At 68.0% G+C, this 22,073-nt stretch carries 19 protein-coding genes and 1 pseudogene; 12 read left to right on the forward strand and 8 right to left on the reverse strand.

Annotated elements, in window-relative coordinates; genetic code table 11:
• The first annotated feature begins 112 nt into the window (after nucleotides 1–112).
• Both trxA and DDF67_RS19135 read left to right on the forward strand, forming a co-directional pair.
• A complete protein-coding gene (gene trxA, locus DDF67_RS19130) occupies nucleotides 113–1,021 on the forward strand; it encodes a thioredoxin (protein WP_109102431.1) in 909 nt (302 codons plus the stop codon).
• A 95-nt stretch (nucleotides 1,022–1,116) separates the two neighbouring features.
• Nucleotides 1,117–1,772, forward strand: a pseudogene (locus DDF67_RS19135) (LON peptidase substrate-binding domain-containing protein).
• Nucleotides 1,773–1,915: 143 nt separating this feature from the next.
• Here the strand turns inward: DDF67_RS19135 and DDF67_RS19140 are convergent.
• On the reverse strand, nucleotides 1,916–2,320 hold the full coding sequence (locus tag DDF67_RS19140) for a hypothetical protein (protein ID WP_109102432.1): 405 nt from the start codon (nucleotides 2,318–2,320) through the stop codon (nucleotides 1,916–1,918).
• A 106-nt stretch (nucleotides 2,321–2,426) separates the two neighbouring features.
• On the opposite strand from DDF67_RS19140, the gene DDF67_RS19145 reads away from it, so the two are divergent.
• Complete coding sequence (locus tag DDF67_RS19145; RefSeq protein ID WP_058348402.1) at nucleotides 2,427–2,633, forward strand: Trm112 family protein; 207 nt, start codon at nucleotides 2,427–2,429, stop codon at nucleotides 2,631–2,633.
• A gap of 91 nt (nucleotides 2,634–2,724) precedes the next feature.
• Here DDF67_RS19145 and DDF67_RS19150 read toward each other — a convergent pair whose 3' ends face one another.
• Complete coding sequence (locus DDF67_RS19150; protein ID WP_109102433.1) at nucleotides 2,725–3,975, reverse strand: UbiH/UbiF/VisC/COQ6 family ubiquinone biosynthesis hydroxylase; 1,251 nt, start codon at nucleotides 3,973–3,975, stop codon at nucleotides 2,725–2,727.
• 226 nt (nucleotides 3,976–4,201) lie between these two features.
• Between DDF67_RS19150 and DDF67_RS19155 the strand changes: the two genes are divergently transcribed.
• The 3 genes from DDF67_RS19155 (at nucleotide 4,202) to DDF67_RS19165 (ending at nucleotide 6,727) form a co-directional block, all read left to right on the forward strand.
• On the forward strand, nucleotides 4,202–5,230 hold the full coding sequence (locus DDF67_RS19155; protein WP_109102434.1) for an aspartate-semialdehyde dehydrogenase: 1,029 nt from the start codon (nucleotides 4,202–4,204) through the stop codon (nucleotides 5,228–5,230).
• A gap of 150 nt (nucleotides 5,231–5,380) precedes the next feature.
• A complete protein-coding gene (gene rarD, locus DDF67_RS19160; RefSeq protein ID WP_109102435.1) occupies nucleotides 5,381–6,286 on the forward strand; it encodes an EamA family transporter RarD in 906 nt (301 codons plus the stop codon).
• A 111-nt stretch (nucleotides 6,287–6,397) separates the two neighbouring features.
• A complete protein-coding gene (locus tag DDF67_RS19165; protein ID WP_109102436.1) occupies nucleotides 6,398–6,727 on the forward strand; it encodes a hypothetical protein in 330 nt (109 codons plus the stop codon).
• A gap of 28 nt (nucleotides 6,728–6,755) precedes the next feature.
• On the opposite strand, the gene DDF67_RS19170 is transcribed toward DDF67_RS19165, so the two are convergent.
• The gene (locus tag DDF67_RS19170) at nucleotides 6,756–7,895 is read right to left on the reverse strand and encodes a serine hydrolase domain-containing protein (protein WP_109102437.1); all 1,140 of its coding nucleotides are present in this window, start codon (nucleotides 7,893–7,895) and stop codon (nucleotides 6,756–6,758) included.
• 73 nt (nucleotides 7,896–7,968) lie between these two features.
• Between DDF67_RS19170 and DDF67_RS19175 the strand changes: the two genes are divergently transcribed.
• Complete coding sequence (locus tag DDF67_RS19175) at nucleotides 7,969–8,880, forward strand: 2-hydroxyacid dehydrogenase (RefSeq protein ID WP_109102438.1); 912 nt, start codon at nucleotides 7,969–7,971, stop codon at nucleotides 8,878–8,880.
• Nucleotides 8,881–9,049: 169 nt separating this feature from the next.
• Nucleotides 9,050–9,760, forward strand: coding sequence for a hypothetical protein (locus tag DDF67_RS25375; RefSeq protein WP_146198058.1), 711 nt, complete (start codon nucleotides 9,050–9,052; stop codon nucleotides 9,758–9,760).
• Nucleotides 9,761–9,810: 50 nt separating this feature from the next.
• Here DDF67_RS25375 and DDF67_RS19180 read toward each other — a convergent pair whose 3' ends face one another.
• Together DDF67_RS19180 and ahcY are read right to left on the reverse strand one after the other, a co-directional pair.
• Nucleotides 9,811–10,659 carry a PfkB family carbohydrate kinase gene (locus tag DDF67_RS19180; protein WP_109102439.1) on the reverse strand — a complete coding sequence of 283 codons (849 nt, stop codon included), beginning with the start codon at nucleotides 10,657–10,659 and terminating at the stop codon, nucleotides 9,811–9,813.
• 144 nt (nucleotides 10,660–10,803) lie between these two features.
• A complete protein-coding gene (gene ahcY, locus DDF67_RS19185; RefSeq protein ID WP_109102440.1) occupies nucleotides 10,804–12,195 on the reverse strand; it encodes an adenosylhomocysteinase in 1,392 nt (463 codons plus the stop codon).
• A 359-nt stretch (nucleotides 12,196–12,554) separates the two neighbouring features.
• Here ahcY and DDF67_RS19190 point away from each other — a divergent pair, with 359 nt between their 5' ends.
• The gene (locus DDF67_RS19190; RefSeq protein WP_109102441.1) at nucleotides 12,555–14,645 is read left to right on the forward strand and encodes an AsmA family protein; all 2,091 of its coding nucleotides are present in this window, start codon (nucleotides 12,555–12,557) and stop codon (nucleotides 14,643–14,645) included.
• A 3-nt stretch (nucleotides 14,646–14,648) separates the two neighbouring features.
• On the opposite strand, the gene DDF67_RS19195 is transcribed toward DDF67_RS19190, so the two are convergent.
• The gene (locus tag DDF67_RS19195; protein WP_109102442.1) at nucleotides 14,649–16,142 is read right to left on the reverse strand and encodes a CYTH and CHAD domain-containing protein; all 1,494 of its coding nucleotides are present in this window, start codon (nucleotides 16,140–16,142) and stop codon (nucleotides 14,649–14,651) included.
• 107 nt (nucleotides 16,143–16,249) lie between these two features.
• Here DDF67_RS19195 and bioB point away from each other — a divergent pair, with 107 nt between their 5' ends.
• From bioB to DDF67_RS19210, 3 genes are all read left to right on the forward strand, one after another.
• Nucleotides 16,250–17,278 (forward strand): biotin synthase BioB, encoded by a 1,029-nt coding sequence (gene bioB / locus DDF67_RS19200; protein WP_109102443.1) that lies wholly within the window; start codon nucleotides 16,250–16,252, stop codon nucleotides 17,276–17,278.
• Between the two features lie 247 nt (nucleotides 17,279–17,525).
• Entirely contained in the window at nucleotides 17,526–20,279 is a 2,754-nt protein-coding gene (locus tag DDF67_RS19205; protein WP_109102444.1) for a M16 family metallopeptidase, read from the forward strand.
• Between the two features lie 131 nt (nucleotides 20,280–20,410).
• Nucleotides 20,411–21,196 carry an alpha/beta hydrolase gene (locus DDF67_RS19210; protein WP_109102445.1) on the forward strand — a complete coding sequence of 262 codons (786 nt, stop codon included), beginning with the start codon at nucleotides 20,411–20,413 and terminating at the stop codon, nucleotides 21,194–21,196.
• Nucleotides 21,197–21,366: 170 nt separating this feature from the next.
• Here DDF67_RS19210 and DDF67_RS19215 read toward each other — a convergent pair whose 3' ends face one another.
• Nucleotides 21,367–21,645 (reverse strand): HPr family phosphocarrier protein, encoded by a 279-nt coding sequence (locus tag DDF67_RS19215; RefSeq protein WP_058348727.1) that lies wholly within the window; start codon nucleotides 21,643–21,645, stop codon nucleotides 21,367–21,369.
• Nucleotides 21,642–22,046: a PTS sugar transporter subunit IIA gene (locus tag DDF67_RS19220; RefSeq protein ID WP_058348726.1), complete on the reverse strand. Its 405-nt coding sequence runs from the start codon at nucleotides 22,044–22,046 to the stop codon at nucleotides 21,642–21,644. Before DDF67_RS19220 ends, DDF67_RS19215 begins: the two co-directional genes overlap by 4 nt.
• Between the last annotated feature and the right edge of the window lie 27 nt (nucleotides 22,047–22,073).

Raw genomic sequence — 22,073 nt, forward strand, 5'->3', positions numbered from 1 at the left:
CCATCGCCGCCAAACGCCTTCACAGCAAGAAGGCGCAGCCCCCGATTGCGAACCGCCTCGCCAAGGACCATCTTGCGGCGCTGAGCGTCCGCGCACGAGAGAAGAAGCAGTCATGTCCCTGATCGGTGAAAAGCCGGCCCCCATCCCGGCCGGCGGCAAAAGCGAGCACATCAAGGACGGAACCGACGCCAGCTTCCTGGCCGACGTCATCGAGGCCTCGAAGACACAGCCGGTCATCGTCGACTTCTGGGCCACCTGGTGCGGCCCCTGCCGCCAGCTGACCCCGGCGCTGGAAAAGGTGGTCACCGCCGCCAAGGGCGCGGTCAAGCTGGTCAAGATCGACGTCGACAAGAACCCGGGCTTCGCCGGCCAGCTGCGCGTGCAGTCGATCCCCACCGTCTACGCCTTCGTCGACGGCCAGCCGGTGGACGGCTTCCAGGGCGCCCTGCCCGAAAGCCAGATCCAGCAGTTCGTCGAGCGCATCTCGGGACCGCCGGCCGCCGGCGCCGTTGACGAACTGCTGGCCATGGCCAAGGAGAGCCTGGACGTCGAGGACCGGGGTGGCGCGGCCCAGGCCTTCGCCCAGGTGCTGCAGATGGAGCCCGACAACATCAAGGCGCTGGGCGGTCTGGCTCGCGTCTACCTGGCGGGGGGCGACCTGGAGCGCGCGGCCGAGATCGCCGACATGGCCCCGGCCAACGCCAAGGACCCGGACCTGGAAAGCGTGCGCGCGGCGCTGAAGCTGGCCGAAGCCGCTCCGTCCGAGACCGCCGCCTTCGAACAGCGCCTGGCCGCCGACGCCGACGACCACGAGGCCCGGCTCGAACTGGCCAAGGCCCTGGCCGGCGCCGGCCGGCTGGACGAGGCCAGCGACCAGCTGCTGACCATCATCCAGCGCGATCGCACCTGGAATGACGACGCCGCCCGCAAGCAGCTGCTGACGGTGTTCGAGGCGGCCGGTCCGACCTCGGAAGTCGCCAAGCAGGGCCGCAAGCGCCTGTCGTCGATCCTGTTCAGCTAGGGCGCGTCGGGCGAAGGTGTCGCCCCGCGCGCTCCAACCCTGAGGAAACCCCGGCGCGGTCACGCGTTCAGAACAGTCCAGTCAAGGAGGCCGCCATGCCGGGCGTATACCGGAAGACCCTCGACCTGCCGCTGGTCATTCCCGTCTTTCCTCTGGACGGGGTGCTGCTGCTGCCCGGCGGGCAGCTGCCGCTGAACATCTTCGAGCCGCGCTACCTGAACATGCTCGACGACGCCATGTCGGGCGAGCGGATGATCGGCATGGTCCAGACCCGGCCGGGCGGCGACGCCACGCGGCCGGCGCTGGCCCCTATCGGCTGCGCGGGACGGGTGACCAGCTTCGCCGAGACCAGCGACGGCCGCTACCTGATCACCCTGACCGGGGTAGCGCGGTCCGGCTGGGCGAGGAATTGCCGACTCAGACCCCCTACCGCCAGGTGCGGGCCGACTTCGCGCCCTACGACCTGGATCTCCGCGAGGACCAGCAAGAGCCTGTCGGCGATTCCGCGCCGCTGCTGAACGCCCTGCGCCGCTATCTCGACCACCGCGGCCTGGCCATCGACTGGAGCGAGGCCCAGGCTGCGCCGTCAGACGCCCTGATCAACAGCCTGGCCATGGCCCTGCCGTTCGATCCGCTGGAGAAGCAGGCCCTGCTCGAAGCCCGTACGATCGCCGACCGCCGCAGCACCCTCGTGGCGCTGCTGGAGATCGACGCGGCCCAGGACGACGACGAGCCGCCGTCGGTGCAGTAGAGCGCGGCGGAGATGCCCTGCGTCCTTCGAGGCGGGCCAAGGCCCGCGCCTCAGGATGAAGGTTGTTTCAGTGCAATGACGTCTTCATCCTGAGGTGCGAGGCGCAGCCGAGCCTCGAAGGACGCATGGCGCGGACGCGCCGCCTACGGCTTCACTGCATCCCAGGCGGCCACCTGATAGCCGTTTTCCGACAGGCATTGGGCGACGGCAGCCTTGTGGCGCTCATCATAGGCCGCGCGCTGGCTCTTGGTGCCCTTGGCCTTGTCGTAGGGCACCTTCAGGACGAGGCCCGTCGGACCCGGCTGCAGATCGCGAGCCGTGGCGCTGGCGGGGTGAACCTTGAAGCCGCTGGTCTTGCCCGCGCGCACCTCGTCGCGGCACGAGGCGAAGGTGCTGGCGAAGGCCTTCTCGTCGCTGGCCCCCGCCGACAGCCGCGGGCTGTAGGCGTTTTCGGCGCCCATAGAGCCGCCCATGGAGCCGCAAGCGGCCAGGGTCAGGGTGCTGGTGGCCACGGCGGCGGCCAAGAAGGTCCGTTCGATGACGGTCATGTGGCTATCCGGGATCGTTGTTATCGCTTCTGCGACAACCGCGAGCCTGCGCGAGAGGTTCCGGTACGGGGTTTCCCATTTGGAAACCCCGATCTAGAACAGCGCCATGACCGCCGCTCCTCCGCCCCCGCCCGTCGACGTCGATCCGCGCCTGCTGGAGGTGCTGGTCTGCCCGGTGACCCGCGCGCCGCTGTTCTACGACCGCGCCCGCGGCGAGCTCGTCAGCCACACGGCCAAGCTGGCCTATCCGATCCGCGACGGTGTGCCGATCATGCTGCCGGAAGAAGCCCGCAGCCTGGCGGACGGGGAGTAGAACCCCTCCGGCCCTACGGGCCACCTCCCCCAACGAGGGAGGATTTGGATGCCCCGTCTGGGGGAGCTGTCGCGAAGCGACTGAGGGAGGCCTAAAGCGCCGTCCCGCGCAAAAGCTTGGGTAGATCGCCCACCCCGCCGCCGGCCTCATGCATGAAGAACCGGCGCGCTGGCGCGATGCGGTTGACCGCCGCCATGCCGATCCCGCGCGCCGCGCGCAGAAGCGGGTTGTCGTTGGAGAACAGCCGCACGAAGCCGTCGAAGGCCAGGGCGTTGGTGACGTTGTCGAACCGGCGCCAGCGGGCGTAGCGCTCCAGCGTCGCCTCGGCGCCGATGTCCTCGCCGTTGCGGATCGCCTCGACCACCACCTCGGCCAGGGCCGCGGCGTCCTTGAGGCCAAGGTTCAGCCCCTGGCCGGCGATCGGGTGCACGCCGTGGGCGGCGTCGCCGATCAGGGCCAGGCGCGGCGCGGTCAGGCGCTCGGCCAGCGACAGCGACAACGGATAGACGAACACCGGCCCGGCCATCTCGACCTGCCCCAGGAAGTCGCCGAAGCGGCGCATCAGGTGGGCGTGGAAGGCCTCGGGGCTGGCGTGGCGCAGCGCCTCGCCGCGGGCGGTGCTCTCGGTCCAGACCAGGCTGGCGCGGTTGTCGGTCAGCGGCAGGATGGCGAAAGGGCCGCTGGGCAGGAAATATTCATGCGCCACGCCCTCGTGCGGGTGCTGCATCTTCACCGTGGCGACGACGCCGCTCTGGCCATAGCCCCAGCCGATGTCGCCGATGCCGGCCGCCTTGCGCAGGGCCGAGTTGCGCCCTTCGGCGCTGACCGCCAGCGGCGCGCTCAGCACCCGGCCGTCGGCGAGCGTGACACGCGCGCCAGAAGCGTCGACCTCCAGGCCCTTCGCGCCGGCCGGGGCGATGACCTCGATGCCCTTTTCGATGGCGACCATGGACAGGGCCGCGCGGATCTGGCGGTTCTCGATCAGGTAGCCCAGAGGCTCGCCTTCCGAGCGGTCGGCGATCTCGCCGCTGTCGAAGCGCAGGAAGAAGGGCGAGGGCTTTCCGGAAGCCGCGCCCGGCGCCTTGCCGTCGGTGACCAGGATCTGCTCGATGCGCTGGGCGTGGGGCGCCAGGGCCTCGCCAGCGCCGATCGCCCGCCATTGGCGAAACGACGAGTACGCAATGGCCGACGAGCGGCCGTCGAAGGTCGGCGCCAGCTGAGCGTCGAAGGGCTGCGGGTCGACCAGCAGCGGCCTGACGCCGCCGGAAGCGAGGGCGAGCGCCAGGGTGGTTCCGGCCATGCCGGCCCCGGCGATGATGACGTCGGCGTCGTGCTTGCGCATGGCGTGGGTATGCGCCCGCGCCGGGCGTGCTGTCCAGTTGGACGAAGCGTCCGACGGGCCCTTAGGGAGCCGCCTCGGCCTCGCCATATAGGCAAAGCAAGATTTTTCCTCCAGACGCGGCCATCCGCCGCTGCGTTTGCAAAACCATGCCCTTGCCTACCCGCGTTACGAGGCGTAACGGGACGGCGCATTTCCCCTTGTCGGGGCTGAAAGATTGGAGACTGCGATGGGTTACCGGGTCGCCGTGGTCGGCGCCACGGGCAACGTGGGCCGCGAGATGTTCAACATCCTCGAGGAAGTTAAATTCCCCGTGGAGAAGATGCACGCCATCGCCTCGCGCAAATCCATCGGCACGGAGGTCTCGTTCGGCAGCCAGATCCTCAAGTGCGAGGACCTTGAGCAGTTCGACTTCTCCAAGGTCGACATCGTGCTGATGAGCGCCGGCGGCTCGATCTCGGCCGCCTGGGGCGAGAAGATCGGCGCGGCCGGTCCGATCGTGATCGACAACTCCAGCCACTTCCGGATGGACCCGGACGTGCCGCTGGTGGTGCCGGAAGTGAATCCGGACGCCGTCAACAGCATCCCCAAGAACATCATCGCCAACCCCAACTGCTCGACCGCCCAGCTGGTGGTGGCGCTGAAGCCGCTGCACGACGAGGTGCCGATCAAGCGCGTGGTGGTGTCGACCTACCAGTCGGTTTCCGGCGCGGGCAAGGAAGGCATGGACGAGCTGTGGGACCAGACCAAGGGCGTCTTCGTCCTGGGCGCGCCCGAGCCCAAGAAGTTCACCAAGCAGATCGCCTTCAACGTCATTCCCCACATCGACGTCTTCATGGACGACGGCTTCACCAAGGAAGAGTGGAAGATGACCGTCGAGACCCAGAAGATCCTGGATCCGGCCATCCAACTGGTCGCCACCTGCGTGCGCGTGCCGGTGATGGTGGGCCACTCGGAATCGGTCAACATCGAGTTCACCGGTCCGCTGGACGAGGACGACGCCCGCGAGATCCTGCGCGACGCCGAAGGGATCGTGGTGGTCGATAAGCGCGAGAACGGCGGCTACATCACGCCGAAGGAAAGCCAGGGCGAGTTCCCGGTCTACGTGTCGCGCATCCGCAAGGACCCGACCGTCGAGCACGGCATCGCCCTCTGGTGCGTCGCCGACAACCTGCGCAAAGGCGCGGCCCTGAACGCCGTGCAGATCGCCCAGCTGCTGCACGACAAGGGCCTGATCAAGCAGAAGACCCTGGCCTAAGACGACTTCTCCCCGTCGTCCTTCCGCCAGAGGAGGGACGACGGGAACGCCTTACGGCGAACCTTCGCACCCTCCAGAGCGCGGGCCCGCAAGATGTGGGCGGACAGCGGGATCCCTATCTGTCAGATCCCTCCGCGAAAGGTGCGGTCCATGCCTCCCAGTCCGTCCACAGACGCGCGTTCGGCCTATCTCGCCGGCGTCGGCTGCTATCTGCTCTGGGGCTTCCTGCCCCTCTATTTCCATACCCTGTCGATCATGGGCGTCACCTCGTTCGAAATGATCGCGCATCGGACGCTATGGTCGGTGATCTGGGCCGGGGGCCTCGTCCTGCTGGCCAGGCAGGGCGGCCAGGTGGGCGAGGTGCTGCGCCAGCCCAAGACCCTGGGCATACTGCTGCTCTCGACCCTGGCGATCTTCGGCAACTGGACGATCTACGTGCTGGCGGTGAACGCCGGCCGGGTGATCGAGGCCAGCCTCGGCTACTACATCAACCCGCTGATGAACATGGCGGCCGGCGCCCTGCTGTTCCGCGAGCGCATGAGCGCCGAGGGCAAGGTCGCCATCGGCCTGGCCGCGATCGGCGTGGCCATCCAGACCATCGCCCTGGGCCACCTGCCGCTGGTGTCGCTGGGCCTGGCGCTCAGCTTCTGCATCTATGCGATCCTCAAGAAGCAGGTGAAGGCCGACGCCCAGACGGGCCTGTTCATCGAGTGCGCCTATCTGGCGATCCCCGGCCTGCTCTATGTCTGGCATCTGCAGTCGACCGGCGCCGGGCACTTCACCCAGGACGCCCGCACGGCGATCTTGCTGCTGGCCGCCGGCCCCGCCACCGTCGTGCCCCTGGCCCTGTTCGCCTGGTCGGCCCGCCGCCTGCCGCTGAGCGCCATGGGCTTCCTGCAGTTCATCGCCCCGACCCTGCAGTTCCTGCTGGGCGTGTTCCTGGGCGAGGCCTTCACGCCGCTGCGGGCGCTGTCGTTCGTGTTCATCTGGCTGGGCGTGGCGGCCTTCGCCTACGGCGCCTGGAAGCGCACGCGAACGGCGCCAGCCGCCGCCTGAACCGTCACGGCCGACAAACGTTGGTCAATTTGTCGCACCGCCGCTGGCCCTTAAGCCGGCGGCAAGACGCGCTGCGTCAGGTATGCCGACAGACTTGATGCTGGGGGAACCATGTCCACGGAAACCATCACCACGCCCGATCTGGCCGCCGTGCTCGAGGCCCTGTCGGTCGAAATGTCGCTGGCCGCCGAGGCCTGCGGGCACCTCGACAGCGCTCTGGGCAAGATCCTCGAGAACACTCCACCAGAGTCGCGCATGGCCGTGATGCAGGAGCTGCACACGGTCGATCACCTGGCCCAGCACATCACCGCCATCACCGACTTCACGGCCAAGCTGGTGCAGTCCGCTCCGGAAGGCGTGCCGCTGGCCGTGCAGGACGCCCTGTCGACCATCACCCTGGGCGCGGTGGCCGAACGCCTGAGAGGCCGGCTGGCGGTCTGATCAGCCCTGCGTCCTTCGACGCACGGCCTCATAGACTCGCGTACGCCGCCTTGATCAGGCTGACCGCGCGCGGATCGCCGATCAGTTCGTTGCCCTGGCGGTTCATCACGTAAGAGCCCGAGACGCCGCTCTTCGGATCGGCGAAGGCGCAGGAGCCGCCCCAGCCCGAATGGCCGAAGGCGTCGGCCGTCGGGCCGTAGAAGAAGTTGGGCGTGTTGCGCATGAAGCCCGCGCCCCAGCTGATCTGATAGGGCAGCACGAGGTCCTGGCCGGCGATGCGCTCGGCGCGGGCCTTTTCCATCGTCTCCGGCGACAGGATCTTCACGCCGTCGAGCGTGCCGCCGCTGGCCAGGGCGCCCATCAGGCGGGCCAGGGAATGGGCGGTGGCGTGACCGTTGGCCGAGGGGATCTCGGCCCGGCGCCACTCGCCGGTGCCGCGGCCGCCGGGCGCGGCCCACTTGGTCATAAAGGCGGCCTTCACCGCGTCGTTGATCTCGCCGAACTTCGGGAAGGCGGTCGGGCGCATCAGGTCGGCGCAGCGCGCATGCTCGCTGTCGGGCAGGCCGATCCAGATGTCGAGGCCCAGCGGCTGGGCCAGGTCCTCGCGAAGCGCCGTGCCCATGGTGCGGCCATCGACGCGGCGGAAGATCTCGCCGGCCGTGAAGCCGAACGTCACCGGATGGTAGCCGCTGGCCGAGCCGATCGGCCACAGCGGGGCCATCGCCGCCAGTTTCACGGTCGTCGCCTCCCAGTCGAACCAGATGGCCGGGTCGACCTCGTCGAGGAAGCCGGACAGGCCGTCCTGGTGCGACATCACCTGGCCGACGGTGACGTCCTGCTTGCCGGCCTGGGCGAACTCCGGCCAGACGGAAGCGACGCTCGTGTCGTAGGTCAGCTTGCCCTGGTCGACCAGGCGCGCAACCAGCAGGGCTGCGATCGCCTTGGTGGTCGAGAACAGCGGGGTCAGGGTGTCGGGCCCGAAGGCGACCTGATGCTTGCGGTCCGCATAGCCGGCCATCAGGTCGACCACCACCTGGCCGTCGATCGCCAGGGTGAAGCGCGCGCCAAGCTCGCCGCCGCCCGGCGAGGCCGGATCGAAATTGGCCTCGAAGGCTTCGTAGACCTGGGCGAACGGGGCGGGGCAGACGCCGGTGATGTCGAGGCTCATGAAGTTTCGTCTAGCCCGCCGGGCCGGGGTTTGTCATCCGAAGGACAGTGCGATGCGTAACCGGAGCCCGCCGATGAAGCCCGATGTCCTGCAGCTCAAGGCCCTTTCCCCGCAGCTCGAAGCCGGGCTGGAGGCGGCCTACACGGTCCACCGCCCCTATCGGGCCGCCGATCCGGACGCCTTGATCGCGCAGGTCGCGGGCAAAGCGCGGGCCGTGGTCACCGGCGGCGACCTGGGCGTGCCCGCCGACCTCTGGGACCGCCTGCCGGCCCTGGAGATCGTCGCCGTACACGGCGTCGGTCTCGACAAGGTCGACCTCGATATCGCCGCCGCGCGAGGCGTGACCGTCACCACCACGCCGGGCGTGCTGACCCGGGACGTGGCGGAACTGGCGATCGGGCTGTGGCTTGCCCTCTCACGCCGCATGGTGACCGCCGACCGCTATGTGCGCGAGGGCCGCTGGGCCAAGGCCGAGCGCCTCCCCCTGGCGCGACGGGCCAGCGGCCGCAAGGTCGGGATCCTCGGGCTTGGCCAGATCGGCAGGGCGATCGCGGTCATGGCCGCGCCGTTCACCAGCGAGATCGCCTATCACAGTCGCAGACCGGTTGAGGAGGTCGCCCACGCCTACCATCCCAGCCCCGAGGCTCTAGCTGAAGCGGTGGACGTACTATTCCTAGTCACGCCCGGCGACGCTGGCCAGTTGGTCGACGCGGCCGTGCTGAAGGCGTTGGGGCCTGACGGCCTGCTGATCAATGTCGCACGCGGTTCGGTGGTCGACGAGACCGCCCTGGTCGCGGCCCTGGCGAATGGGACGATCGCGGGCGCGGGGCTCGACGTGTTTGAGGACGAGCCGAACGTGCCGGAGGCGCTGTGGGCGATGGAAAACGTCGTGCTGCAACCCCACCGCGGCAGCGCCACCGAAGAGGCGCGGTCGGCAATGGCCACGCTTGTGCTGGCGAACCTGTCGCGGCATTTCGAGACTTGAGAACGGCGCGCCGACCGAACCGCCACTGTCGTACCGAAAAGCGCGTAGCGCTTGGGCCAGGAACCCGGAGTGCGCTTCGGAGGCTCCGGGGGCGGCATCGCCACCATCACCGCGCGGCACGGTTATAGCGCCTGTATATCCCACACGATTTGGCCGAATGGATTTAATAATGACGCACGTCCCACCCGTTCTTTTTGTTCTCAGAACCACGAATTATGTGGGCGTCACGCTTCAAGACCTGCCAGATCAAGATATTTCCCATGTAAAGATATTCGGGATTGGCGGCGGCAGACTGAGGCTTGGCGGCGTCGCCAGCGATATGAGAAACGAGATCGCTGAATCCATCGCGCACCGCCTGCCGTCACCTTTGCGTGTATACGCTAGCGCAAGCCGAGATAACCTTCCCGACCTGATGGCTTCCGGTCACCTGATCGTGGTCTCACAGGCTTTTCGCTCAACTGTCGGCGATTGGGACCGCCTGGAATACATCCCGATTGAACTGGAAACAGGAAAGGACATTGCCTCAAACGAGCTCGGCGGAGGCGATGTCATTGATGGATACTATATCCTGAATTGCTGGAATAGGGTGGACTGCGTAGACTGGGAAAAGTCTACGTTCGGAAACAAAGCCAACATTAAAGATAAAATATTTTCCGGATGGACGAAACTTATACTTCGCGCCCACAATGATGCGCAGGGAATATTTGCCATACATGGATTAATTAAAAATAGTCGCTTCATATCTCCTGACATGGCGCGGCTGATTTACAATTCCGACTTGAAGGCAAATATCGATAAAATACCCCTGGATATGTCTTCCAGGGATTCTATCATAAGCGCCTCCGAAAGGGCCGATCTATATCTGAAAGCTATTTTTTAGACTTTACGAACCGCATCCCGGGCGAGCCCGCCAGAGAACGAGGATCGCCCCTAGGCCAGCCGCTCGATGCGCACCGTCGGCGAGGTCTGCTTGATGCGGGCAGCCATGGCCACGATCGGCAGCTCCGGCGCGTTCCAGATGTTGGCGGCGGTGACGGTCTCGGCGACGCCGCCGACGGCGCGGGCCAGGCCGTAGGACAGGGTCTGGCCTTCGAGGATCGAGGCGGCGAACAGGGCGGTCAAAAGGTCGCCGGTGCCGCTGGGCGAGCGCTCGGCCTTGGCGTGGGCGGCCAGCCAGCCTTCCTTGCGATCTGCGTAGACGACGCCGATCTCGTTTCCGCGCTGCACCGACGAGACGATCACCGGCTTGTTCAGCAGGCGGGCGGCGCGAACGGCCCCGGCCGGATCGCGCACCTCCGCGCCGGTCAGGCGCTGCAGTTCCCAAGCGTTGGGGGCGACGATATCGGCGCGCGGGATCAGGTCGGCGGCGATCGCGTCGGCCACCTCGGCGGGCACGTAGAGGCCCTTGCCGGCGTCGCCCATGGTCGGATCGACGATGATGGTCGGCTTGCGGCCCGAAGACCCGTCGCGTGGCGCGGCCCGCACGGCGTCGATGGCGCGGGCGGCCGCGCGCACCTGGGCGGCCGTGGCGAAATAGCCGGTGATGACGAGGTCGGTCAGGCCGAACAGGCCGTTGGCCTCCAGCCCGTCGAGCATGCCCTCGACCACCTCGATCGGCACCGGCGCGCCGCCGGGAACGCCCCAGCCGGGATGGCGGCCGAACAGCACGGTCGGCACGACCATGGTGTCGATGCGGAACTGGGTCAGGGCCGCGGCCTGGGCGGTGGCGCCGACCTGGCTGCCGGCGACATGGCTGGAAATGAGAAGCGCGAGCGGCATGGCCAAAGCGATTAGCCGAGCCTGCGGAACTTGAACAGGGCGTCACGACGGCAAAACCGAGGCCGCCGTCTCGCTGCCGCCTCCGCAACAAAAAAGCCCGCTCCGAAGAGCGGGCTTTCCGTGAAACGCCTGTCGGCGGTTCGCCTAGTAGCGGTAGTGGTCCGGCTTGAACGGACCGGCTTCCGGCACGCCGATGTAGTCGGCCTGGTCCTTGCTCAGCGTCGAGAGCTTGGCGCCCAGCTTCTCCAGGTGGAGGAAGGCGACCTTCTCGTCGAGGTGCTTGGGCAGGGTGTAGACCTCGTTCTTGTAGGCGTCCTTGTTGGTCCACAGTTCGATCTGGGCCAGGGTCTGGTTGGTGAACGAGGCCGACATCACGAACGAGGGGTGGCCCGTGGCGTTGCCCAGGTTCACCAGACGGCCTTCCGACAGCAGGATGATCTTCTTGCCGTCCGGGAATTCCACGTGGTGGACCTGCGGCTTGATCTCGTCCCACTTGAAGTTCTTCAGGCCGGCGACCTGAATTTCCGAGTCGAAGTGACCGATGTTGCAGACGATGGCGTTGTTCTTCATCTGCCGCATGTGGTCGACGGTGATGACGTCCTTGTTGCCGGTCGCCGTCACGTAGATGTCGGCCTTGCCGGCGACGTCGTCCAGCGTCTGGACTTCGTAGCCTTCCATCGCCGCCTGCAGGGCGCAGATCGGGTCGATTTCGGTGACGATCACGCGGGCGCCGCCTTGGCGCAAGCTGGCGGCCGAACCCTTGCCCACGTCGCCGTAGCCGCAGACCACCGCGACCTTGCCCGACAGCATGACGTCGGTGCCGCGACGGATCGCGTCGACCAGCGATTCACGGCAGCCGTACAGGTTGTCGAACTTCGACTTGGTGACGCTGTCGTTGACGTTGATGGCCGGGAACGGCAGGTCGCCCTTCTGAGCCATCTGATACAGACGGTGCACGCCCGTGGTGGTTTCTTCCGACACGCCGCCGATGGCGTCGCGGATGGCCGAGTAGAAGCCCGGCTTTTCGGCCAGGTAGCGCTTCATCACGGTGTAGAGCGCTTCTTCTTCCTCGTTGGTCGGGTTGTTGAGGATCGACGGATCCTTCTCGGCCTTCGGGCCGAGGACGCACAGCAGGGTCGCGTCGCCGCCGTCGTCGAGGATCAGGTTCGGGTAGCCGCCGTCGTGCCACTCGAAGATCTTGTGGGCGTATTCCCAGTACTCGACCAGGTTTTCGCCCTTGAAGGCGAAGACCGGGATGCCGGCGGCGGCGATGGCGGCGGCGGCGTGATCCTGGGTCGAGAAGATGTTGCACGAAGCCCAGCGGACTTCGGCGCCGAGAGCCGTCAGGGTCTCGATCAGCACGCCGGTCTGGATGGTCATGTGCAGGCTGCCGGCGATGCGGGCGCCCTTCAGGATCTGCTGCGGGCCGTACTCAGCGCGCGTGGCCATCAGGCCCGGCATTTCGGTCTCGGCGATCGCGAGTTCCTTGCGGCCGAAGTCGGCGAGCGAGATGTCCTTGACGATGTAGTCAGCCACGTTTCGGCTCCTGATGGGGGTGTCTTGTGCGCTCTATAGCGCGCGGCGGCGACACTGGCAAACTGACATAAAGATTTCCTTATGTCCGCCAGCCCAAGAAAGCGGCAAGGCGAATACGCGCGACGGGAGAACTGGCGTGACCCTTGCGGACGACCGCGGCTCTAGTGCCAATGTGGGATGTGGGGGACTATCGATATGCGCTCGCCGAGCCGGCCTTTCTTCAAGGCCTATGAAGTCGTGGCCATCGTGGCCTTCGTCATCGTCGCCGCCGTCGTCGGCAGCCTGAAACTCGTCTACTGATTTAGGCTCCGGACAGGCGATCAGGGAACGGAACGGCGTTCGCCGCGCGTTGTAGGCGGATGCCGGAAGGTTCCGTTTCGACACCGCCGCCGCCGACCAGCCCCGGGCGCAAGCCCGGGAGCCGCTGGCGCGCCCTGCCCCGATCGGCCCGCTGGGGCATCGGCGGCGCCCTGCTGATCCTGGCGGCCATCGTCGCCTTCTTCGTCTGGTTCGACTGGAACATGCTGCGCGGACCGGTCGGTCGGTTCGCTTCGGCCCAGCTGAAGCGCGAGGTGAGGATCGACGGCGACCTGCGCGTCCATCCCTGGTCGTTCTCGCCCAAGGCCGAGGCCTACGGTCTGTTCGTGGGCCAGCCCGGCTGGGCGCCCAAGACCGGTCCGCAGGCGGGCCACATGGCCAGGGTCGATCGCGTGGCGGTGCAGATCAAGCTGCTGCCGCTGCTGAAGGGCGATGTGATCCTGCCGCTGGTGGCCGTCGACCGTCCGGACGTGCGCCTGCTGCGCGAGGCCTCGGGCCGCGCCAACTGGACCTTCGGCGACCCGAACAAGAAGCGCACCAAGCCGCTGAAGCTGCCGGCCATCCAGCACTTCGTCATCAACGAGGGCGCCTTGCGGGTCGAGGACCGCCAGCGCGACGTGCTGTTCACCGGCACGGTCAGTTCCAACGAGCACGCCAGCGGCGACGGCAAGGGCCGCTTCGTGCTGGAGGGCAAGGGCACGTATAATCGCCAGCCGTTCCTGGCGCGGGTGACCGGCGGCCCGCTACTGAACATCTCGCCCAACCGGCCCTACCCGTTCGACGCCGAGGTCAGCGCCGGTACGACCAGGGTCAGCGCCGAGGGTTCGATCACCAAGCCGTTCGACCTGGCTCGCTTCGAGAGCGACCTGACGGTGGCCGGCAGCGACCTCAACCGTCTCTATGGCCTGACTGGCCTGACCCTGCCCAACACTCCGCCCTACCGCATCAGCGGCCACCTGACGCGCAAGGGCGGGCGGTTCGACTTCCAGAAGTTCTCGGGCCGCATCGGCGACAGTGACGTCAGCGGCGACCTCTTCGTGCTGGTCGATCGCGAACGGCCCTACCTGGAGGCCGACCTGCGTTCGAAGCGCCTGGACTTCGACGACCTGGGCAGCCTGGTCGGCGCCGCCCCGGCCACGGGTCGCGGCGAGACCGCCTCGGCCGGCCAGAAGGTCGAAGCCGGCCAGCGCGAGGCCACCGGCCGCCTCCTGCCCGACGCCACCCTGCAGACCGACCGCGTTCGGGCCATGGACGCCAAGGTCACCTATCGCGCCCTGGCGGTGAACGCGCCCAACCTGCCGCTGCAGAAGGTCCGGCTGGACCTGACGCTCGACAAGGGCGTGCTGAACATGGACCCGATCGCCTTCACCTTCTCGCGCGGCGACCTGGCCGGCAAGGTGCGGCTGGACGCGCGGCCCAGCGTGCCGGTCACCGACCTTGATTTGCGCCTGACCAACGCCAAGCTGGAGGACTTCATCCCGCTGAAGACCGGCGGCAAGCCGGCCATCGAGGGCGGCATCGTGGCCCGGGCCAAGCTGCGCGGCGTCGGCAACTCGGTGCACCGCGCCGCGGCCTCGTCGAACGGCACGGTGACCCTGGTCGCCCCCAAAGGCCAGGTGCGCCAGGCCTTCGCCGAGCTGCTGGGCGTCAACGCCTCCAAGGGCCTGCTGATGCTGCTGTCGAAAGACAACAAGGAGACCAGCCTGCGCTGCGCCGTGGCCAGTTTCGACGTGAAGGACGGCGTCATGCGCGCCGACAAGATCATCGCCGACACCGGCGTCGTCGTCGCCAAGGGCGAGGGTACGATCAACCTGAAGACCGAGCGCCTGGACCTGCGCATTGAGGGCGACAGCAAGAAGCCGCGCCTGGTGCGCCTGTTCATCCCGATCGAGATCAAGGGGCCGCTCGGCAAGCCAGACATCAATCTGCAGCCCGGCGGCGCCATCGCCCAGGGCGGCGTGGCCGCGGCTCTGGGCTCGCTGCTCAGCCCGCTGGCGGCGATCCTGCCCTTCGTCACCCCCGGCCTGGAAAAGGACGCCGACTGCGCCGGCTTGGTGGCCGACGCCCGAGGCGAGGGCGTGGCGGTGCGCGCCAGCCAGACCACCCAGGCCAAGCCCAAGAAGGAAAAATAGCCGTCACCAGAACGGCTTGAGGCCTTTCAGTTCGGCCATGGCCCCCTTGGCCTCGACCATCAGCTTGCCGGTCGCCGCCTGTGCGGCCGACAGGGCGCCGGCGGCGTAGGCGGCCTGGGGGTCGCCGTCGGCCAGGGCCGCTTCGCGGGCCAGGCTGGCGCCCAGGGTCTGGTCGTTGAGGCCGCCCAGGGCGTCCTGCAGGTCGCGGGTCGCGGCGGACCATCGCTCCAGGCGCTTGGGATGGTCGGGAAACAGCGGGGCCAGGGCGTCGATGGCGTAGCGCAGGCCCTTGCCCCGGATGCGCAGGCGATGACGCTCGTGGTCGTCCAGCGCGTCCAGGTTCTTTCCGCGCGACAGCACGTCCTTGGACAGTTTCCTGAGCCGGCCGGCGGCGAAGGCCCTGGCGGGCGTTCCGCGATCTTCGACCCGCTCGGGATCGGCCAGCCAGTCGCCGGCCTCCAGCCAGGCGGCGATGTCGAGCGCCAGCGGGCCGAAGCGGTCGGGCGAAGCGGCTTCCAGGGCGCGGGCGTAGGCCGCTTGCTGGGCGTCGATCAGCGCCTTGCCCAGCGCCCCCACCCCCTCGACCGGCTGCGGATCGGCCTCGGCGGCCGGACGCCAGGTCCCGGCGATATAGACGTCGAGGTCGCGGGCCGGACCCAGGGCGTCGGCCAGGGCCTTCAGCGCCTCGGAGGCCGGCGTGGCGCCCAGCTTGCCGGTGACGGGACGAAACAGCTTCAGAAGGGCGCGCAGGCGGCGGGCCGCCACGCGCAGATTGTGCACCGCATCGGGGCCGGGCAGGTCGGCCAGGGCCTCGGCTGCCACGCACAGCCGGCCAAGCGCCGTGTTGCCCAGGGCCTGGAAGGCCTCGGCGGCGGTCATGTCGCGGGTCAGGACGGCGGCCTCGCGGCGCGCGCCGGGCGCTTCGCCCAGGGCCAGGGCGTAGCCGCGCTCGGCCTTGCTGACCAAGGACAGGCGCAGCGGCGCGTGGGCCATCAGGTCGCGCGCCAGATCGAACAGGGCCGCGGGATCACCGGTCTTCAGCTCCAGCTCCAGCTCGCTGACGGCGGCGCGGTCGATCCCCGCCTGAAGCTCGCCGCGATCCAGCGCAGCCTCGATCACCGCCCCGCCGTGCTCGACCATGCGAAGGGTGCGCTCGACCTTGGCGGCGAAGATCGGCGCCAGAACGTCGCCGTTGACGATGCGGCCGGCCGGGGTCTGGTCCAGCAGGTCGCGGTCGGGACCGGGCCCGGTGACAGGCGCCTCCCACTCTCCACGGGCGAAGACGCCGCCGGCCGAGGCCGATTTCAGGGTCTGCTTGCGGCCGCCGTCGCCGTCGCGCACCCGCAGGCCAAAGCCCGCCCGGCGCAGGGCGTGGTCGGCGGTGTCGTAATAGGTGGCGTCGAGCCGGCGCACCGCGCCTTCCGCCCCCAGGCGGTCCAGGATCGCATCGGAAGCCTCCGGGGCGATCAGGAACTTCAGTTCGATTTCGCGATCCATGATCCGACTATAACCACCTTGCAGGCGTTTGACTTCCGCAACGCAACAACGCGCGGATGCGCGGGCCGTCTTGCCATTCGGATCGCCCAAGTTCAAACCTCCCCGCCATGACGCCGATCAACATCTCCGCACAGCCCCGCCATGACTGGACCCTCCAGGAGGTCGAAGCGCTGTTCGCCCTGCCGTTCATGGAGCTGGTGTTCGAGGCCGCGCGCGTTCACCGCGCCTGGTTCGACCCCTCCGAGATGCAGCTGTCGCAGCTGCTGTCGGTCAAGACCGGCGGCTGCGCCGAGAACTGCGGCTACTGCAGCCAGAGCGCCCACTTCAAGACCGGCCTTAAGGCCGAGAAGCTGATGGAGCCGGCCGTGGTGATCGCCAAGGCCAAGGCCGCTCGCGACGGCGGCGCCCAGCGCTTCTGCATGGGAGCTGCCTGGCGTGAGCTGAAGGACCGCGACCTGCCCAAGCTGGCGCAGATGATCGGCGGCGTGAAGGCGCTGGGCATGGAAACCTGCGCGACCCTGGGCATGCTGACGGCCGAACAGGCCAAGCAGCTGAAGGACGCGGGCCTGGACTACTACAACCACAACCTCGACACCGGTCCGGACTACTACAAGGACGTGGTGACGACCCGCACCTACCAGGAGCGCCTCGACACCCTGGCCTATGTGCGCGACGCCGGCATGAGCACCTGCTGCGGCGGCATCGTCGGCATGGGCGAGACCCGCCGCGACCGCGCCGGCCTGCTGCACCAGCTGGCCACCCTGCCCGCCCATCCCGACAGCCTGCCGATCAACGGGCTGGTGCCGATCAGCGGCACGCCGCTGGGCGACCAGATCCTGGCCGAAGGCGAAAAGGCCATCGACTCCATCGAGTTCGTGCGCACCATCGCCGTGGCCCGCATCGTCTGCCCCAAGGCCATGGTCCGCCTGTCAGCCGGCCGCGAGGGCATGAACCGCGAGCTGCAGGCCCTGTGCTTCCTGGCCGGCGCCAACTCGATCTTCGTCGGCGGCAAGCTGCTGACCACGCCGCTGCCCGACATGGACGACGACAGCCGCCTGTTCCACGACCTGGATCTCAAGCCGATGGTCATGGTGAAGGCCGAGGTAGCCGCGCCGGAAGCCGTTCCGGCGGAGTGATCCGTTCCCCATAAAACCCCCGCGAAAGCGGGGTCCAGGTTTTTTCCGAAACCTGCGGCGCTCGACGATAAAACACCTGGCCCGCCGCTTTCGCGGGGATTTTACGGGTAAGGGGCACGAACGGCCCCGCCCCGTTTCTGGACGAAATTTAATGAAGGCGGGCCCGAGGCTCGCTTGTCCCGGATGCCCCGCAACCTATGGTGCGGGGCATCTTCGCTTTTACGCGAAAACCTATTCGGGGCTCTTCATGAAGCTGTTCGCCTCCGCCGCAGTCGCGGCGTTGCTCCTCGCCAACCCGGTGCTCGCCCAAGCCGCGCCCAAGCCCGCCGCCAAGGTCACGGGCCAGCTGGCCCAGCTGCCCAGCGTCGACATCCCCTACACCAAGTTCACCCTGGCCAACGGCCTGACGGTGATCGTCCACGAGGACCACAAGGCCCCGATCGTCGCGGTCAATGTCTGGTACCACGTCGGCTCCAAGAACGAGCCCAAGGGCCGCACGGGCTTTGCCCACCTGTTCGAACACCTGATGTTCAACGGCTCGGAGAACTTCAACGACGACTGGTTCAAGGCGCTGGAGAAAATCGGCGCCACCGACATGAACGGCACGACGAACGAAGACCGCACCAACTACTTCCAGAACGTGCCGACCGCGGCGCTGGACCAGGTGCTGTGGCTCGAGAGCGACCGCATGGGCCACCTCGTGGGCGCCATCGACAAGGCCAAGCTCGATGAGCAGCGCGGCGTCGTCCAGAACGAGAAGCGCCAGGGCGAGAACCAGCCCTACGGCAAGGTCTGGGACGTGATCACCGCCAGCACCTACGACCCCGATCACCCCTACGGCCACACGGTCATCGGCGAGATGGCCGACCTGGACGCCGCCTCGCTGGACGACGTCAAGGACTGGTTCAAGAACTACTACGGCCCCGCCAACGCCGTGCTGGTGCTGGCCGGCGACATCACCCCGGCCGAGGCCAAGGCGAAGGTCGAAAAGTATTTCGGCGACATCCCCTCGGGCCCGCCGGTCATGCGTCAGAAGGCCTGGGTGGCCAAGCGCACCGGCAGCCAGCGCGCCGAGATGCAGGACCGCGTGCCTCAGTCGCGCATCTACAAGGTCTGGAACATCCCGCAATACGGCACCGCGGAGTCCGACTACCTGGCCCTGCTGGGCGACGTGCTGGTCTCCGACAAGACCTCGCGCCTCTACCAGCGTCTGGTCTACACCGACCAGGTCGCCACCAATGTCGGCGCGGGCGTCAACGACAGCGAGATCGGCAGCCAGTTCATGGTGACGATCACGGTCAAGCCGGGCGGCGACGTGGCCGCCGTCGAGAAGGCCTTCGACGAGGAGTTCCAGCGCCTGCTGCGTGACGGCCCCACGCCCGAGGAAGTGGCCAAGGTCCGCACCCTGACCCTGTCGAACTTCGTGCGCGGGGTCGAGCGGATCGGCGGCTTCGGCGGCAAGTCCGACATCCTGGCCGAGAGCCAGGTGTTCCTGGGCTCGCCCGACGCCTACAAGACCAGCCTTGAACGGGTCCGCACCGCCACGGCGGCCCAGCTGCAGGCGGCCGGCAAGGCCTGGCTGACCGACGGCGACTTCACCCTGACCGTGACGCCGTTCCCGACCTACTCGACCACGGCCGGCGCCGATCGCAAGACCATGCCCGAGGCCGGCCCGACCAAGGCCCCGGCCTTCGTGAAGCTGGAGCGCGCCACCCTTTCGAACGGGATCAAGGTGATCCTGGCCGAGCGTCATGAGACCCCGCAGATCCGCATGGGCATGCTGTTCGACGCCGGCGTCGCCGCCAGCGCCGGCGACAAGGCCGGCCTGACCGGCATCACCACCAGCATGCTGACCGAGGGCACCAGGAACCGCGACGGCCTGACCATCAGCCGCGAACTGGCCCAGCTGGGCGCGGGCATCGGCTCGGGCAGCGGCCAGGACTTCACCCAGGTGTCGCTCAACACCCTGACCACGACCCTGGACCCGGCCCTGGCCATCTATGCCGACGTGCTCAAGAACCCGGCCTTCAAGGCCGAGGACCTCGACAGGCTGAAGAAGCAGGCCATCGCCGGGGTGCAGCAGGCCAAGCAGAACCCGCAGGCCATGTCGAGCCGCATCCTGCCGGTGCTGACCTATGGCGCCGGCTCGCCCTACGGCCAGCTGACCACCGAGGCCTCGGTGGCCTCGATCACGCGCGACGATCTGGTGCGCTTCCAGAGCACCTGGCTGCAGCCGCAAGGCGCGACCCTGGTGGTGGTGGGCGACACCACCCTGCAAACGCTGCTGCCGAAGCTGGAAGCCCAGCTGGGCGGCTGGACGGGCGCCCCGACCAAGACCAAGGCCCCGGTCGAGGCCCCGCCCAGCAAGGCGGCCGTCTACCTGATCGACAAGCCCGGCGCCCAGCAGTCGGTGATCGCCGCCGGCAACCTGCTGCCGCCGCGCGATCCCAACGACCAGGCCGCCATCGACGCGTTCAACACCCTGTTCGGCGGCGACTTCGTCTCGCGCCTGAACATGAACCTGCGCGAGGACAAGCACTGGTCCTACGGCGCCTTCTCGGGCGTTCGCGACGCCCGCGGCTCGCGCCTGTTCCTGATCCGCGCCCCTGTCCAGACCGACAAGACCGCCGAGTCGTTCTCCGAAGCCCGCAAGGAGCTGACCGACATCATCGGTCCGCGCCCCGTCACCCCGGCCGAGCTGGCCAAGGCCCAGAACAGCCTGACCCTGTCGATGCCCGGCAACTGGGAGACCGGCGAGGCCGTGGCCGATTCCATCGGCGAGCTGGTCAATTACGGCCTGCCCGACAGCTATTTCGACGAGTACCCCGCCGACGTGCGCTCGGTGACCGTCGAAAGCGCCACGGCGGCCGCGAAAAAGGTGATCAAGCCGGACGAGCTGGTCTGGGTGGTCGTCGGCGACCGCGCCGTGATCGAACCCAAGCTCAAGGCCCTGAAGCTCGACATCAAGGTGATCGACGCCGACGGCAAGCCGGTCCAGTAGGGCCGGTCGAAGCGACGGAAACGAAGGGCGGTCCTCTCGGGCCGCCCTTTTCCTTTGCCGGCCCTTTTCGTTTGTCGAGAGGGGCGGGCGCCGCGATAAGCCGCCTGACAGCCCCGACCAGGAGACGCGCCGTGCAGCAGCCGACCGAGATCATCGTCCTCAGCGACGGCCCGGCCAACGTCATCCAGGGCGCCTGGCCCGACCGCACGATCGACCTGGTCACCCGCGCCGAGCTGCACGCCTTCCGCGTCGAGGCCCCCAAGGGCCGGGTGCTGGTCTGCGCCGGCGGCGGCTATCTGCGATTGATGCACGACCGCGAGGGCGTCGAGGTTGCCCTGTGGCTGAACGGCCTGGGCTACGACGCCTATGTGCTGGCCCACCGCCTGCCGGGCGCTGAGAGCCCGGACGGGGTCTGGCCTTTCGACATCGCCCTGACCGACGGTATGGCGGCCCTGGCGGCGATCCCGACCGACCTGCCGCGCTTCGTGCTGGGCCTCTCATCCGGCGGCCACCTGGCCGGAACCCTGGCCTGCCAGAAGGCTGCGGACCTCTCCGGCGTGCTGATCACCTACGCGCCGATCAACGCCAACCACCGCGACTACAAGGCCCCGGCCGGCAAGCCGGACTATCCGCCCGTGGAGAAGCAGGCCTTCTACGACGCCTGGCCGATCGGCATCGCCGCGCAGCCGCATGGCGCCCCGGCCTGCCCGGTGTTCCTGGCCTACGCCCTGCTGGACGAGGTGGTGCCGGTCGAGCACGCGCTGAACTTCATCAAGACCGCCCGCGACCTGAAGCTGGATCTGGACGCCCACGTCTTCGGCCAGGCCCCGCACGGCTTCGCCCTGCGCGAACTGGCGGGCACGCAAGGGTCGTGGCTGGAGCTCGCGGCGCGGTGGATGGTGGAAAAGGCGGGCTGAGAGGGCGCAAGCTCTCGCTCGCCCCAGTTTGCTTTCCTGGGCCCTGGCCCAGGATCCATGGTTCAGCCGCTCAGACTTCGCAGGACCGCCATGGGTCTGAGCGGACGCAGGCATGGACCCTCGCCACACGCGAGGGAGGCGTTCAAAGAGGGATGCGAGGGCCTGAAGCCCTACCGCTCCTCGTCGAAGCGGTTGCCGACCAGTTCGACCAGGGCGTCGACGGCGGCTTCGGCCTCGGGGCCTTCGGCGGCGATATCGATGGTGGAGCCGATGCCGGCGGCCAGCATCATCAGGCCCATGATCGAGCGGGCGTCGACGCTGGAGCCCTCTCGGGCGACCTTGACCTCGGCGTCGAAGCCGGAGGCCAGCTTGACGAACTTGGCCGAGGCCCGGGCGTGCAGCCCGCGCTCGTTGATGATCTCGACCGTGGCTGTCGCCGTTCGACTCATTTTTCTCCCGCCAGCACGTAGGAGGCCACGGAGATGTATTTGCGTCCAGCCTCCTGGGCGTGGGCGACGCAGGCGTCCAGGTCGTCGCGGGTGCGCACGCTGGCCAGCTTGATCAGCATCGGCAGGTTCAGGCCGGCGATCACCTCGGCCTTGGTCTGCTCCATGACCGAGATGGCCAGGTTGCTGGGCGTGCCGCCGAACATGTCGGTCAGCAGGATGACCCCTGCGCCGTCGTCGACGGCGGCGCAGGCCTTCAGAATGTCCGACCGGCGACGCTCCATGTCGTCTTCCGGCCCAATGCAGATGGCCTTCACCGCGGTCTGCGGCCCCACCACATGCTCCATGGCGGAAACGAATTCCTCCGCCAAACGCCCGTGCGTGACGATCACGAGCCCGATCATGCCTGGTCTCTCAAACGGGATCCCCTT

The sequence above is a fragment of the Caulobacter endophyticus genome (assembly GCF_003116815.1).
In the GTDB taxonomy this organism is placed as follows: Bacteria; Pseudomonadota; Alphaproteobacteria; order Caulobacterales; family Caulobacteraceae; genus Caulobacter; species Caulobacter endophyticus.

Coding starts and splice junctions, on each gene's coding strand:
- DDF67_RS19180 (WP_109102439.1), bottom strand. CDS start 10,659: ATGCCGCTCGCGCTTCTCATTTCCAGCCATGTCGCCGGCAGCCAGGTC.
- DDF67_RS19175 (WP_109102438.1), top strand. CDS start 7,969: ATGAAGCCCGATGTCCTGCAGCTCAAGGCCCTTTCCCCGCAGCTCGAA.
- DDF67_RS19145 (WP_058348402.1), top strand. CDS start 2,427: ATGACCGCCGCTCCTCCGCCCCCGCCCGTCGACGTCGATCCGCGCCTG.
- DDF67_RS19215 (WP_058348727.1), bottom strand. CDS start 21,645: ATGAGTCGAACGGCGACAGCCACGGTCGAGATCATCAACGAGCGCGGG.
- DDF67_RS19205 (WP_109102444.1), top strand. CDS start 17,526: ATGAAGCTGTTCGCCTCCGCCGCAGTCGCGGCGTTGCTCCTCGCCAAC.
- DDF67_RS19155 (WP_109102434.1), top strand. CDS start 4,202: ATGGGTTACCGGGTCGCCGTGGTCGGCGCCACGGGCAACGTGGGCCGC.
- DDF67_RS19140 (WP_109102432.1), bottom strand. CDS start 2,320: ATGACCGTCATCGAACGGACCTTCTTGGCCGCCGCCGTGGCCACCAGC.
- bioB (WP_109102443.1), top strand. CDS start 16,250: ATGACGCCGATCAACATCTCCGCACAGCCCCGCCATGACTGGACCCTC.
- DDF67_RS19150 (WP_109102433.1), bottom strand. CDS start 3,975: ATGCGCAAGCACGACGCCGACGTCATCATCGCCGGGGCCGGCATGGCC.
- DDF67_RS19165 (WP_109102436.1), top strand. CDS start 6,398: ATGTCCACGGAAACCATCACCACGCCCGATCTGGCCGCCGTGCTCGAG.
- DDF67_RS19195 (WP_109102442.1), bottom strand. CDS start 16,142: ATGGATCGCGAAATCGAACTGAAGTTCCTGATCGCCCCGGAGGCTTCC.
- DDF67_RS25375 (WP_146198058.1), top strand. CDS start 9,050: ATGACGCACGTCCCACCCGTTCTTTTTGTTCTCAGAACCACGAATTAT.
- DDF67_RS19190 (WP_109102441.1), top strand. CDS start 12,555: ATGCCGGAAGGTTCCGTTTCGACACCGCCGCCGCCGACCAGCCCCGGG.
- trxA (WP_109102431.1), top strand. CDS start 113: ATGTCCCTGATCGGTGAAAAGCCGGCCCCCATCCCGGCCGGCGGCAAA.
- rarD (WP_109102435.1), top strand. CDS start 5,381: ATGCCTCCCAGTCCGTCCACAGACGCGCGTTCGGCCTATCTCGCCGGC.
- DDF67_RS19170 (WP_109102437.1), bottom strand. CDS start 7,895: ATGAGCCTCGACATCACCGGCGTCTGCCCCGCCCCGTTCGCCCAGGTC.
- DDF67_RS19220 (WP_058348726.1), bottom strand. CDS start 22,046: ATGATCGGGCTCGTGATCGTCACGCACGGGCGTTTGGCGGAGGAATTC.